The sequence below is a fragment of the Rhodococcus sp. JG-3 genome, from assembly GCF_000482405.1.
GTDB lineage: Bacteria > Actinomycetota > Actinomycetes > Mycobacteriales > Mycobacteriaceae > Rhodococcoides > Rhodococcoides fascians.
Genome location: NZ_KI519398.1, coordinates 3462078 through 3476231, shown reverse-complemented (window position 1 = coordinate 3476231; position 14154 = coordinate 3462078). Strand labels below are relative to the sequence as shown.

The window sequence follows — 14154 nt, the reverse complement described above, 5'->3', positions numbered from 1 at the left end:
AGCCGCAGCAGCATCACGGCAGTCGAGAATCCGACGCCGCAAGCCGGACAGAGGACGCGTCCGCAGCCGATGCTCGGGTCGAGACCCCCGACGAGGCGTCGAATCGCCCTGTCGCACAGTCGCAGGACATTCAACCCGGCCTGTTCCCCGACGATTCGGTGCCCGACGAACTCGTCGGATACCGCGTACCCAGCGCGTGCCAGATTGCCGGCATCACCTATCGGCAACTCGACTACTGGGCTCGTACGGGCCTGGTCGTACCGTCCATCCGAGGCGCAGCAGGTTCGGGCAGCCAGCGGCTGTACTCGTTCAAGGACATGCTGGTCCTCAAGATCGTCAAGCGCCTACTCGACACCGGAATCTCGTTGCAGAACATCCGCGTCGCGGTGGATCACCTGCGCCAGCGTGGCGTGGGCGACCTCGCCAACATCACCCTGTTCTCCGACGGCACCACCGTCTACGAGTGCACGTCGGCCGAGGAAGTAGTCGACCTGCTGCAGGGCGGGCAGGGCGTCTTCGGTATCGCCGTCAACGGCGCGATGCGCGAGCTCACCGGCACCATCGCCGACTTCCCGGCCGAGCGAGCAGACGGCGGAGAGAGCCAGCCGAGCCCCGAAGACGAACTGGCGTCCCGCCGCAAGAATCGCGCGAGTCGTAAGACCGGCTAGACTTCTCACCGTCGCGCCTGCGCGGGAGAGTTCCGAGGCATCCAGTCTCGGACGCCGAAGGAGCAATACCTCCCCGTCAATCTCTCAGGCACACGGACCGTGTGGGCTTCGACAACTCTGGAAAGTGGTGGGAGCACCCACCCGCCCAAGGGGAAAGGTGCCGGTGCGCGCACGTCAGCGCGCCGTGTTCTACCGAATCTCTCAGGCGCACGCGTCAGCGAGCACACGACAGAGGGGGAGGAGCGGTCGGCGCGTATGCCCCGGCCGTCCGACGCCTTGTCTTGGGACCCCTGGGAGTAGACCGTGACCGACCGAATGACTTCGACCGCATCGGCTTTCGTCGACAGACACATCGGCCCCGACACCACCGAACTGGCCCGCATTCTCGACGCAATCGGTGTCGACAGCCTCGACGAGCTGGCCCGCAAGGCTGTTCCCGAGTCCATTCTCGATACCGTCGTCGACGGGGTTCCCGATGGCCTGGCGACATTGCCGCCTGCTCTGAGCGAGCACGATGCGCTGGCCGCGCTGGCCGATCTCGCCGGCCGCAACACGGTGGCCACCTCGATGATCGGCCTGGGCTACTACGACACCCTGACGCCTCCGGTGCTCACGCGCGGCATCCTGGAGAATCCGGCCTGGTACACCGCCTACACCCCTTATCAGCCCGAGATCAGTCAAGGCCGACTCGAGGCACTGCTCAATTTCCAGACGATGGTGTCGGACCTGACCGGTATGGATGTCGCGAATGCCTCCATGCTCGACGAGTCCACTGCCGCAGCCGAATCCATGACGCTCATGCGTCGCGCCAACCGAGGCTCGAAGTCACCCCGCCTCGTCGTCGATTCGGATATTTTCCCGCAGACCAAAGCCGTGCTCGCTACGCGCGCCGAACCGCTCGGGATCGAGCTGGTGTACGCCGACCTCGCCGACGGCCTGCCCGAAGGCGACTTCTTCGGAGTGCTGGCGCAGCTGCCGGGAGCATCAGGCCGTCTGGTGGACCACACCGCCACGATCGAAGCAGCACACGAGCGCGGTGCGCTGGTTGCAGTCGGGGTCGATCTGCTGGCCGCCACCCTGGTGACCGCGCCCGGCGAAATCGGTGCCGACGTCTGCTTCGGAACCACCCAGCGCTTCGGGGTTCCGATGGGGTACGGCGGTCCGCATGCCGGTTATCTCGCAGTGCGCTCCGGGCACTCGCGCCAGCTGCCCGGGAGGTTGGTCGGAGTGTCCGTCGATGCAGACGGACATCGGGCCTACCGCTTGGCCCTGCAGACGCGCGAGCAGCACATTCGCCGTGAGAAGGCGACCTCCAACATCTGCACCGCCCAGGTGCTGTTGGCCATCGTGGCCGCGATGTACGCCAGCTACCACGGCGCGGATGGGCTGCGCGCGATCGCACTTCGCGTCAACACCCGTGCTCGAACCGTCGCAGCAGGGTTGCAGGCTGCGGGCATCGACGTGGTGCATGCCGAGTTCTTCGATACCGTGCTCGCCGCGGTCCCCGGCGCGGCCCACACCGTCGTCGATGCCGCCAAACAACGCGGTATCAACCTCCGACCGGTCGACGACGATCACGTCGCGATCGCCTGTGACGAGGCAACCACGGAGGCTCACATCGTCGATGTGCTCGCTGCATTCGGTGCCGAGCCCGCCGGACCGGGAGCCGAGTCCGTCCCGGCCGATTGGGCCCGCACGTCCGAGTACCTGACGCATCCCGCCTTCACGCGCTACCGCACCGAGACAGCCATGCTGCGCTACCTTCGCGCGCTGTCGGACAAGGACATCGCCCTCGACCGCAGCATGATCCCGCTGGGATCGTGCACGATGAAGTTGAACGCGACCGCTGAAATGGAGTCGATCACCTGGCCTCAGTTCGCGCGCCAACACCCGTTCGCGCCGTCGACCGACGTTCCCGGACTACTCCGGGTGATCGCCGACCTCGAACAGTGGCTCGTCGACATCACCGGCTACGACGCGGTCAGCCTGCAGCCCAATGCAGGAAGCCAGGGCGAGTACGCGGGACTACTTGCGATCCGCCGATACCACCAGGCCAACGGCGACACCGGTCGCACGGTCTGCTTGATCCCGTCGAGCGCACACGGCACCAACGCCGCCTCCGCGGTGATGGTCGGGATGCGCGTCGTCGTGGTGGCGTGCCGACCGAACGGAGACGTCGACGTCGACGACCTGCGGGCCAAGATCGCCGAGCACGCCGACACCCTCGCCGCCATCATGATCACCTACCCCTCCACCCACGGTGTGTACGAGCACGAGATATCCGATATCTGCGCCGCGGTGCACGACGCGGGTGGACAGGTGTACGTCGACGGTGCCAACCTCAACGCTCTGGTCGGGTTGGCTCGGCCGGGTCGTTTCGGCGGAGACGTCAGTCACCTGAACCTGCACAAGACCTTCTGCATCCCGCACGGCGGTGGCGGTCCCGGCGTCGGACCCATCGGCGTCCGTTCGCATCTGCAGCCGTACCTGCCCGGCCACCCGCTGGCACCGCAACTGGGCGACGGTCCGACCGTTGCGGGCGCACCGTACGGAAGCGCGTCGATCCTGACGATCACGTGGGCATACATCGCGATGATGGGCGCGGAGGGGCTGCGCCGGGCGACCTTGACCGCCATCGCGTCGGCCAACTACATCGCGCGCCGCCTCGACGAGTACTTCCCCGTGCTCTACACCGGCGACAACGGCATGGTGGCGCACGAGTGCATCCTCGATCTGCGAGGTCTGACGAAGGACACCGGCGTCACCGTCGACGACGTGGCGAAGAGACTGGCGGACTACGGCTTCCACGCGCCGACGATGAGCTTCCCGGTGCCGGGGACCCTGATGGTCGAGCCGACCGAGAGCGAGAATCTGGAGGAGATCGACGCATTCTGCGACGCGATGATCTCCATCCGCAGGGAAATCGACCGCGTCGGCTCCGGCGAGTGGACCGTAGAGGACAACCCGTTGCGCGGCGCTCCGCACACGGCGCAATGCCTCGTCGCCGACTGGAACCACCCGTACTCGCGGGAACTCGCGGCGTACCCCGCAGGCTACGACCGACCGAAGGTGTGGCCCGCGGTCCGGCGGATCGACGGCGCGCACGGCGACCGCAACCTGGTGTGTTCCTGCCCGCCGATCGAGGCGTTCGCCTGACCTGCTGTTCGCCCGATGGACGGGCAGATGGTCAGCCCCGCGTGAGTTCGAGCATCGCGATCTCGGGCGGGGCTGCCACGCGCACCGGCGGACCCCACGCGCCTGCACCGCGGGTGGTGTAGAGCGTGGTGTCACCGATCGTGTCCAGCCCCTCGACACTGGGCTGCTGGAGCGGCACCAGATAGCGGATCGGCCAGATCTGCCCGCCGTGAGTGTGTCCGGACACCTGCATGTCCACGCCCAGCTCGGAGGCCTCCACAGCCTGCTTGGGCTGATGAGCCATCAACAGCACGAAGCGATCCGGGTCGATGCCGTCGAGCGCAGCGCCGAGATTCGGTTCGTACGGTTCCGGGGCAGTGGCGTCGTTGATGCCGGCGATATCGATGGCAACGCCATCACGGGTGATCGTCGTGCGCTCGTTGCGCAACACGTCGATGTCGAGGGTCGACCAGAAGTCGAGCCACTCTCCGCCGTCGCCCGCGTAGAACTCGTGGTTGCCGCTGACAGCGAAGACCCCGAGAGGGGCTTCGAGGTCGCGCAGCGGCTCGAGGTCTTCTCCGACCAACTCCACTGTCCCGTCGATGAGATCGCCGTCGAGCAGCACGACATCAGGCTGCTGCGCGTTGACCGAATCCACGACCGTGCGCACGAAGCCCGCACCGCGAGACGGTCCGGCGTGAATATCGGACACCAATGCCACTCGCAGACCGTCGAATTCGGCCGGCAACCGGTCGAGCGCAACCTGGGTGCGTGTGACACGAGGCGAGGCGGCTTCGACGAGGCCGTACCCCACTGCGACGACGCTGACGAGAGCCACGACGACGGAGCCGACCCGCGATATGCGCAGCCGAACAGCAGTCGAATCACGATGCGACAGCGCGAACATCACCCGCACGACGGTGCAGACAAGAGCAACGAGGACCGTGCCGAGGAACAGATACAACACCACCGCCAACCAGGTCAGGCCGAGGAAAGCCGGGCCACGGGCCCAGGACGGATCGAACTCGACGCCGCTGCCGAAGCCGACCACCGCGCACAACCACAGAAGTATCAGCAACAGATCTGCAGGGCGTCCGACACGTGCCGGTGCCCTCGTTACGGAGAGAAACCGCCAGTGCAGGAAGAGCGTGACGAGGAGTAGGAAGACGCCGACAAAAAGTACACGAGACATGTTCTAGTACAGCAACTTTCCGAGTCGATCGAGGAGGTCTGGGGAATCCGATGTCGGGACCGTGTCCACGGTGCCGCCGGTGCGAGCTGCGATGTCGGTGAACACGGGGGCAGGGCTGCCGTCGCCGATGCGCACGACGTTCACCGCGACCGGCCGCGCCGGATCGGACGCCGATGTCAGTTCGGTGAGTAGCTCGTCCGCCGACAAGGGTGAGTCGTCCGGGCCGTCCGTGATCAGCACGACCGAATTGACGCGGCCGGGGACGTAACCGGCCACGGCGTCGAGATACGCGACGAGGACGGACGCGTACGTGAACGAGCCGGTTGCCGGCGTCAACGCCTCAGCGGTCGCATCGAGGGCGGAGCGCCTCGGAGTGGTCCCGACGGGAACTGTCATCGGTCCGGTCGGGACATCCACCCGGAAGGGCAGCGAGTTGTTCAGGTCTTCGCTGAAACTCCACAGACCGAGTTCGGTGGCGTCGGGGACTCGTCGGAACTGCTCGCTCAGTGCGCGAACAGTGTTCTGCAGCCGCGTCGCACCGCCTTCGGTGGTGCGCATCGACTCGGACACGTCGAGTAGAACAGTGGCACGGCGGGGCAGAACCGGATTGCGAAGCACAGCGAGCAGAGCGTCGGCAACCGGCCCCGATGGTGGGGCGACGATGCCCGCGTCCTGGGGCTCGTCCACGCTGAATCCCGCGTCCAGGAGTGTCTGCGTACCGTCGGGCTGACGAACGAAATCCACGAATGCCGCGGCTGCTCGGGTGGAGGTCTCGTCACCGGAGAGCACGACCGCCGGATGATCGGCGACAGGCGTTGCACCCTGTGGGCGAACGGCGGTCAGCGTCGAGGAATCGGTCGACGCGAGTTGCTGTTCGGTGACCGGGACCGCGTGGACGGCGGCGTCGGGGCCTGCGGCATTCTCGAGCGCCGCGAGGGCGTCGTACGTGGTGGAGGCCGAGGTTGCGGCAGCGCCGGTATCGGTCACCGCCAACTCCGACATCGCCGACACCAGTGGCGTCGAGGAGGCCTCATCGACGGTGAGTGCGGTGGTCGGGTCACCGCGTACGCCTGCCGCGATGGCCGTGACCGCAAGAGTGCTCGCGCCGGTGTCGGAGCCGGACGGCACGGCGAGTCGAAGCCCACCCCACTCGGGGAGTCCGAGAGCCTGCGGGTTGCGTTGCAGTCGTATCAGATCTGCCCAGCTAGAGCCTGCAGCGACGACGGCGTCGGCCACCGCGCTCGGTGCAGCGAGGACGATCGGACTCGATGCGACGGGCCGCGGCGTACCGTCGATGGCTCCACGGTCGACGACGGCCTCGACGTCTGCCGAGGACTGGGGTATCCACAGACCCGGACGAGCGCCGAGCGCACCGACATCCCAGTTGTCGGCGCCGGAGTTCAGTGCCGCCCGCACCGCATCGGACGCGATGGCTCGAACCTCTACTGTCACACAGTGATCGCGAATTACCGGGGCGGTCGCGTCGAATCGTGTTGCCAGCTGTTCGATCGCGGCGGAGATGTCGGGGTCGGCCGCCACGGTGAGGACGGCCGGTCCCTCCACGCAGGTGTCGGCTGCCTCGATCCCCTGATCCGAAATTCGATCACGCAGCGCAAACCATCCGAACACGGCTGCCACCAGGACCGCGATCGTCAGTACGACGATCACGGGCCCGGCGGCTATGGAACGTCCGCGCCCTGAGTTCCGGTGTTCACCCACGTGGTCGACAAGTCCGTCAGGCGTTGACGGCCTTGTACTCCCGTCGGCGACGATGCAGGATCGGCTCGGTGTACCCGTTGGGCTGGCTCGTGCCCTGGAAGATCAGATCACTCGCAGCCTGGAAGGCGATGTTGGTGTCGAAATCGGGTGCCAACGGCTTGTACGTCGGATCGGACGCGTTCTGCCGGTCGACCACCGGTGCCATTCGCTTCAGCGATTCGCGCACCTGCTCCTCGGTGACGATGCCGTGCCGCAACCAGTTCGCGATGAATTGGCTCGAAATGCGCAGCGTCGCACGGTCTTCCATCAGTGCGATGTCGTTGATGTCGGGCACCTTGGAGCATCCGACGCCGTGGTCGATCCAGCGCACGACGTATCCGAGGATGGACTGCGAATTGTTGTCGAGTTCGTTCTGCTTCTCCTCGTCGGTCCAGTCGGTGGACGGCGCGAGAGGGATCTCGAGGATCTCGTCGACGGTGGCGCGCTTGGCTTTCGCGATCTCGTGTTGACGGGCGAACACGTCGACCTTGTGATAGTGCAAGGCGTGCAGGGTCGCTGCGGTGGGGGAGGGAACCCACGCAGTGTTCGCGCCGGCCTTGGGGTGGCCGATCTTCTGCTCGAGCATGTCGTGCATCAGATCGGGCATGGCCCACATGCCCTTGCCGATCTGCGCCTTGCCCTGCAGGCCGGCCGCCAGGCCGGTGTCGACATTGAAGTCCTCGTAGGCGGCAATCCACTTCTCGCCCTTCATCGCTCCCTTACGAACGACGGGCCCTGCCTCCATCGACGTGTGAATCTCGTCGCCGGTGCGGTCGAGGAAGCCGGTGTTGATGAAGACGACCCGCTCGGACGCGGCCTGGATGCAGGCCTTGAGGTTGACTGTAGTGCGGCGCTCCTCGTCCATGATGCCGACCTTGAGCGTGTTGGTGGGCAGGCCGAGAACCTGCTCGACCCGGCCGAACAGTTCGGCGGTGAAGGCGACCTCGTCCGGTCCGTGCATCTTCGGCTTGACGATGTAGAGCGAGCCCGTGCGCGAGTTCGAGAGCACGTTGTCCGGAGTCAGCGAGTGCAGACCGGCGAGCGAGGTGAACAGTGCATCGAGGATGCCCTCGGGAACCTCGTTGCCCTCGGCGTCGAGGATCGCGTCGGAGGTCATCAGGTGGCCGACGTTGCGGACGAACAGCAGCGAACGGCCGTGCAGCGTCAACTCGGAACCGTCGACCGAGGTGTAGGTGCGGTCCTTGTTCATCGCACGAGTGAACGTCTTGCCGCCCTTGGAGACCTCCTCGGTGAGATCGCCCTTCATCAGGCCGAGCCAGTTGCGGTAGCCCAGAACCTTGTCGTCGGCATCGACTGCGGCGACCGAATCCTCGAAGTCCATGATCGTGGTGACAGCCGACTCGAGCAGCACGTCCTTGACGCCTGCTCCGTCGGTCTTGCCGATCGGGCTCTCGGGGTCGATCTGGATCTCGAAGTGCAAACCGTTGTGCACGAACAGGATGGCCGTCGGCGCATCGGGTGTGCCCTGGTATCCCAACAGCTGTGCCGGATCCTTCAGGCCCACGGTGCTGCCATCGGCCAACGTCACTGTCAGCGACGCGGCGTCGACGACGTATCCGGTGGTCCCGACGTGCGAGCCGGAGCTCAGCGGCAATGCCTCGTCGAGGAAGTCACGCGCGAACGCGATGACCTTGTCTCCGCGGACCTTGTTGTAGCTCGAGCCCTTCTCGGCTCCGTCGGTCTCGGGAATGGCGTCCGTTCCGTAGAGGGCGTCGTAGAGCGAGCCCCATCGTGCGTTGGAGGCATTGATCGCAAAGCGTGCATTGAGCACAGGAACCACCAGCTGCGGCCCGGCCGTGGTGGTGATCTCGGTGTCCACGCCGGAGGTGGTGATCTGGAAGTCGGCAGGCTCGTCGAGCAGGTAGCCGATCTCTTTCAGGAAGGTCTTGTACGCTGCGCGGTCGTAATCGGCACCGGCATGTTCGCCGTGCCACGCGTCGACCTTGCCCTGGATCTCGTCACGGACGGCAAGCAACGCTTTGTTCTTGGGAGCGAGATCGGCGATCACCGACGCGGCACCGGCCCAGAAGGCCTCCGAATCTACGTCGGTACCCGGCAGCGCCTCCTTCTCGACGAAATCGAATAGGACCTTGGCGACCTGAAGTCCACCAGCCTGCACACGATCGGTCATGAATTCCTCACTCTTTCCGGTCACGGACACCGGTGACGGTGTCCCCACGACAACGCTGTCGATGTTACTCGGCGGTAGGTCCGACGCCGAACCCGCCGCCGGTGAGCAGATTTCGACACCGATCCACCAGTGCCGAGCGTAGGGGAGCTGCCTTTTCCGACAGCTCTCCCTGTGCGCGAACGTACTCTGCCCGTCCAGCCGCAGTTTCGATTCGGATGGGATCGAGATGGTACTCGCTCAGGTCGTACGGACTTGCGCGCATATCGATCGTTCGAGCCTCCAACGCCAACTCGAAACAGTCGGTCACGAACTCGGAGTCGATCAACGGACCCAATTTGTAGCACCACTTGTACAGATCCATAGACGCGTGGATGCAACCGGGCTGCTCGGACCCCAGGCGCGACTCGGGGGACAACGCGAGGGCGTTACGCGGTACCGCGTCCTCGGTGAAGAAGCGGTAGGCGTCGTAGTGAGTGCACCGCAACGTCATCGAGTCGACCACGGCGTCGGTTCCCTCGTGACCTAGTCGCAATGGGACCTGGCTGTGCCGGACTGCCGAGTCGCCGCCGCGGTAGACCATCGCCCATTCGTGCAGACCGAAGCAGCCGAGCAGGGGCGCTCGCTCCCGCGTCGCCGACAGCAGACCCAGAACGAACTCGATGCTGGGCCGGCGTCGCTCGAGCAGATCCGACCGCACCCGGAATCCTGGACCGTCCGCAGTCTCGACCTGCTCGTACGAGGCGAACTCGGCGAAGTCACGCGCCCGATCGCCCGTCAGAACCGTGCCGTGGCCGGGATTCCATCGGCGCAACTGACCCGGGCGATGGCTGTAGTAGGTGAACAAGAAATCCACCACCGGATGCACATTGCCGTGTCCGCGATCGACCAGATAGCTGCCGACGAGACTCTCCACCCGCGCCGAGTGCGCGTCTCGCCGGGCAGTCCACTCCGCCTCGGTCAGCGTTGCCGATCCGCCCATTCAGACGTTCCGCGGGGTACCGGTAGGTGCGGACTGACCCGGTCGGGGACCGGCGACACGGTGAGTCCCGTCTCGAACCGTGCCCACGAACTCCTCCACCAGATCCTCCAGCGCGACGATGCCGACCGTGGCACCGGTCGCATCGTGCACCGCACCGAGGTGGCTGCTGGCGCGCCGCAGCTTCGTCAGCGCGTCGTCGAGCACGGTGTCTATGGACACCACGGGCAGAGCCCTGACGTCGCTGCGGGGAATGACGGTCTCCGGGCCGGCGGAATCGTCGGCCATGTCGTCGAGCACGTCCTTCAGGTGCAGATAGCCCACCAGGGAACCGCTCGCATCACGCACCGGGTACCGAGAGAACCCGGTTTCGATGACTGCGCGTTCCACCGAACCGAGGGTCGGACCGAAAGTGTGGTCCGGCCCGGACAGCTCGATACTCCGAACCTGATGCGAGGGAATCAGAACCTCGGCCACGGTTCGGCCCGAGGTCTCGAGAGCCTGGCGCAATCTGCGGTGTTCCTCGGCGTCGATCAGTCCCTCCGAGCGCGATTCGCCGATCATCTGCGACAGCTCCACCGCCGAGACGGACGAACTCAGTTCGTCCTTGGGCTCGATGCGAAGCATGCGCAGCGTCAGGTTGGCGCACAGGTTGTAGAACGAGATCAGGGGCAACGCCACCTTGATGAACATCAGGTGGATGGGCACGAGCACCATGGCGGTGCTCTCCGGGCCGGCGATGGCGATGTTCTTCGGGACCATCTCGCCGACGAGGATGTGCAGGACGACGACGAGTGTCAGCGCGATGGCGAAGGCGATCGGGTGCAGGAACGAGCCGGGGATGCCGACCAGCTCCAGGGGCACCTCGATCAAGTGCGCGACCGCGGGCTCGGCGACGCGGCCGAGCAGAATCGAGCAGATCGTGATGCCCAGTTGTGCCGCGGCGAGCATCTGCGACAGATTCTGACCGGCCTCGATGACGCTCTGCGCGCGCTTCTTGCCCTGCGCCAGCAATGCCTCGAGACGATCACGGCGAGCTGAGATCAGTGCGAACTCGGCACCGACGAAGAAGGCGTTTCCGGCCAGCAGCAGAACTGCCAGACCTACCCCGAGGAAGTCACCCATCGACCTCACCGTCCGATCGCAGACGCGCCACTGCTTCGGCGTCGACCGGCAGGATCAGCACACGATCGATACGGCGGCCGTCCATGCGGATCACGCGCGCCATCCACCCGCCGTCGCCGTCGGGGACGTCCTCCGTCGCCGGGGACGGTAGAAGCACCGCGTCTCCCTCTGATGGAATCCGGCCGAGTTGCATCAGTACCAGGCCCCCGATGGTTTCGTATTCGCCTTCCGGAGCCGAATAGCCCGTCGCCGACGCAACCTCGTCGATGCGAAGCAGCCCCGCGCAGTCCCAGCCGTCGCCCGAACGAGCGACGTCCAGTTCTGGCTCGTCGTGTTCGTCGCGCACGTCGCCGACGATCTCCTCGATCAGATCTTCCATCGTCACCATGCCTGCGGTGCCGCCGTACTCGTCCACCACGAGGGCTACCTGCATTCCGTCGGCTCGCACGCGTTCCATCACAGCGTCGCCGTCCAGGCTCGACGGAACGACCGGAACGTCGCGCGCCAGGGACTCGACAGTGGTGGACCGGCGGTCCGCTCCGGCCACCGTGAACGCATGCTTGATGTGTACGACACCGACGGTGTCGTCCAGGTCGCCGTCGACCACCGGGAACCGAGAGAAGCCCGTTCGCGCAGCGGTTTCGATCAGGTCGGCGACGGTCGCGTCGGTGGCGAGAGTCTCGATCTTGACCCGCGGAGTCATCAGTTCCTCGGCGGTGCGGTCGCCGAACTGCAACGACCGGTCGACCAGACGTGCGGTGTTCTCGTCGATCGAGCCCTGCTGGGCCGACGTCCGGACCAGTGAACCGAGCTCCTGCGGTGATCTCGCCGAACGCAGTTCCTCGGCCGGTTCGATGCCGAGCCGTCGCACGAGCCAGTTGGCCGAGCCGTTGAGTCCGTTGATCGCCCATTTGAAGATCAGGGAGAACCCGGCCATCGCTCCGGCTGTGACCCGCGCGGTCGACATCGGTTTCGCAATGGCGATGTTCTTGGGGACCAGTTCACCGAAAATCATCGAGAACGACGTGGCCAAGATCAGAGCCACCGCGAGGGAGATGCCCGACGCGAGAGAGTCCGAGGCACCCAGCGCGGTGGTCACCGGCCTGATGAATCCTGCCAGCACCGGCTCCGCGAGATAACCGGTGATGAGGGTGGTGATCGTGATGCCCAGCTGCGCGCCCGACAACTGAAAAGACAGCGTCTTGTGAGCATGCAGAACTTGGCGCGAGCGTAGGTCGCCGTTCTCGGCCTGAGACTCGACCGCACTGCGTTCGAGAGCAGTGAGGGAGAACTCTGCCGCGACGAAGAGGGCAGTACCTGCCGTCAGCGCCACGAAGCCGATCAGGCTGACGATGGTGACGAGAGTGGCCACAGGTCAACGCCGCCGAAGTTGAGAGAGCAGTACCGCTCCGCTCGTCTGCGGGGACCTGTCGAAATCGGTGTCGCCGGGTTTCTCTCCCGGCTCGATAGAGGATCCCTCCGATGTGGAACCGTCGTCGTGCTGCTCCGCAGTTGCCGAACCGGCAACCGAAATAGTGGGTGCCTCGGGCACCTGATTCCCTTCTGTCTGGTTCGCGTTGCGGCACACCGGTGGTGGCCGACGCGTCGTCGCACCGCGCCGAGTCGACGTTGTCTTCTCGGCGCGGGCAACGACAGCGAACGTCGTCGAACTCGTAGTGGGTGAGTCTAACCGTGTCGGTGCGTTACCACCCGGACGGCAGGGGGCGCCCTTCGGCAAATCCTGCGGCCGACTGGACTCCGAGGACGGCTCGTTCGGCCAATTCGGGCAGGGAACGGGCCCCGGCATAGGTGCATGTGCTGCGCACACCTGCGCAGATGTGATCGATGAGGTCTTCGACGCCGGGACGATCCGGATCCAGTCGCATCCGGGAACTGGAAATCCCTTCCTCGAACAACGCCTTGCGGGCGCGGTCGAAGGCCCCGTCGGTGGCAGTGCGCGCCGCGACGGCACGCTTGGACGCCATGCCGAAGCTTTCCTTGTATCGGTTGCCCGCCGCGTCGACGCGAAGGTCTCCGGGAGATTCGTAGGTGCCCGCGAACCAGGATCCGATCATGACGTTGGCGGCACCGGCCGCGAGCGCGAGCGCGACGTCGCGGGGATGGCGAACACCGCCGTCGGCCCAGACCGACGCACCGAGTTCGGCTGCGGCAGCCGAACAGTCGGCCACGGCGGAGAACTGCGGCCGACCCACGCCGGTCATCATGCGAGTGGTGCACATGGCCCCGGGGCCGACACCGACCTTGACGATGTCCGCACCCGCCGCCACCAGGTCACGGGTGCCCTGAGCGGAGACGACGTTGCCGGCGGCGAGCGGTACGCCGAGATCGAGCGAACGCACTTCGGCCAACGCTTCGAGCATCTTCTGTTGGTGCCCGTGGGCGGTATCCATCACCAGGACGTCGGCACCGGCCTCGACCAGTGCCGTCGCCTTCTTCGCCACGTCGCCGTTGATGCCGACCGCGGCAGCGATCCGCAGCCGTCCCGACGCGTCGACGGCAGGGGCGTAGATGCCGGTGCGGACGGCACCGGTGTTCGTCACCACACCGGCCAACGAACCGTCGTCCTCGACGACGATCGCGAGCTGGGCGTGGGCGGCCTCCATCAGCTCGAAGACCTCTTTGGGTGAGGCGTTGCGGGCCACCCGCACGAAGTCGGTCGCGGCCACCGAGCTGAGCCGAGCGAAGCGATCGACGTCCGCGCAGGCGCTCTCGGTGACGACACCGACGGGCTTGCCGTGCTCGACGATCACCACGGATCCATGAGCGCGCTTGTGCACCAGGGCGAGCGCATCGGAGACCGAGGCGTTGGGGCCGAGAACGACCGGTGTGTCGGCAACGAGATCTCTGCTCTTGACGAATGCGACCGTTTCGGCGACGGCCTCGGTGGGCAGGTCCTGCGGAATGACGGCAATGGCACCGCGTCGTGCGACGGTCTCGGCCATCCGCCGACCCGATACTGCGGTCATGTTCGACACCACGATCGGAATGGTCGTTCCCGACCCGTCGACCGTGCTGAGGTCCACGTCGAAACGAGAAGTGACATCGGTCCGGTTCGGGACGAGGAAGACGTCGTCGTAGGTGAGATCGTAGGGCGGCTGGTGACCATCGAGGAACTGCACGTTGATCG

The 14154-nt window shown here is 65.9% G+C and carries 9 protein-coding genes and 1 riboswitch; of the genes, 2 read left to right on the top strand and 7 right to left on the bottom strand.

Going from position 1 to position 14154, the window contains the following annotated elements; all coding sequences use genetic code 11:
* Positions 1-128: 128 nt before the first annotated feature.
* Together K414_RS0117730 and gcvP are read left to right on the top strand one after the other, a co-directional pair.
* Positions 129-668: a MerR family transcriptional regulator gene (locus K414_RS0117730; RefSeq protein WP_157226114.1), complete on the top strand. Its 540-nt coding sequence runs from the start codon at positions 129-131 to the stop codon at positions 666-668.
* A gap of 12 nt (positions 669-680) precedes the next feature.
* Positions 681-778: riboswitch (glycine riboswitch) on the top strand.
* A 205-nt stretch (positions 779-983) separates the two neighbouring features.
* A complete protein-coding gene (gcvP, locus tag K414_RS0117725; RefSeq protein ID WP_037220304.1) occupies positions 984-3824 on the top strand; it encodes an aminomethyl-transferring glycine dehydrogenase in 2841 nt (946 codons plus the stop codon).
* A 31-nt stretch (positions 3825-3855) separates the two neighbouring features.
* On the opposite strand, the gene K414_RS0117720 is transcribed toward gcvP, so the two are convergent.
* The 7 genes from K414_RS0117720 to K414_RS0117685 form a co-directional block, all read right to left on the bottom strand.
* The gene (locus K414_RS0117720) at positions 3856-4995 is read right to left on the bottom strand and encodes a metallophosphoesterase (RefSeq protein WP_027497163.1); all 1140 of its coding nucleotides are present in this window, start codon (positions 4993-4995) and stop codon (positions 3856-3858) included.
* Positions 4996-4998: 3 nt separating this feature from the next.
* Positions 4999-6663, bottom strand: coding sequence for a VWA domain-containing protein (locus K414_RS0117715; RefSeq protein WP_237606220.1), 1665 nt, complete (start codon positions 6661-6663; stop codon positions 4999-5001).
* Between the two features lie 67 nt (positions 6664-6730).
* A complete protein-coding gene (locus tag K414_RS0117710; protein ID WP_027497161.1) occupies positions 6731-8905 on the bottom strand; it encodes a malate synthase G in 2175 nt (724 codons plus the stop codon).
* A 64-nt stretch (positions 8906-8969) separates the two neighbouring features.
* Positions 8970-9884: a hypothetical protein gene (locus tag K414_RS0117705; protein WP_027497160.1), complete on the bottom strand. Its 915-nt coding sequence runs from the start codon at positions 9882-9884 to the stop codon at positions 8970-8972.
* Positions 9885-11006 carry a hemolysin family protein gene (locus tag K414_RS0117700; protein WP_027497159.1) on the bottom strand — a complete coding sequence of 374 codons (1122 nt, stop codon included), beginning with the start codon at positions 11004-11006 and terminating at the stop codon, positions 9885-9887. It abuts the gene before it with no gap.
* On the bottom strand, positions 10999-12378 hold the full coding sequence (locus K414_RS0117695) for a hemolysin family protein (RefSeq protein WP_027497158.1): 1380 nt from the start codon (positions 12376-12378) through the stop codon (positions 10999-11001). Before K414_RS0117695 ends, K414_RS0117700 begins: the two co-directional genes overlap by 8 nt.
* A 331-nt stretch (positions 12379-12709) precedes the next feature.
* On the bottom strand, positions 12710-14146 hold the full coding sequence (locus K414_RS0117685; RefSeq protein ID WP_027497156.1) for a GuaB1 family IMP dehydrogenase-related protein: 1437 nt from the start codon (positions 14144-14146) through the stop codon (positions 12710-12712).
* Positions 14147-14154 lie beyond the last annotated feature (8 nt).

Excerpts from the sequence above, each read along its gene's own strand:
- gcvP (WP_037220304.1), top strand. The coding sequence starts at position 984 with ATGACTTCGACCGCATCGGCTTTCGTCGACAGACACATCGGCCCCGAC.
- K414_RS0117720 (WP_027497163.1), bottom strand. The coding sequence starts at position 4,995 with ATGTCTCGTGTACTTTTTGTCGGCGTCTTCCTACTCCTCGTCACGCTC.
- K414_RS0117710 (WP_027497161.1), bottom strand. The coding sequence starts at position 8,905 with ATGACCGATCGTGTGCAGGCTGGTGGACTTCAGGTCGCCAAGGTCCTA.
- K414_RS0117705 (WP_027497160.1), bottom strand. The coding sequence starts at position 9,884 with ATGGGCGGATCGGCAACGCTGACCGAGGCGGAGTGGACTGCCCGGCGA.
- K414_RS0117700 (WP_027497159.1), bottom strand. The coding sequence starts at position 11,006 with ATGGGTGACTTCCTCGGGGTAGGTCTGGCAGTTCTGCTGCTGGCCGGA.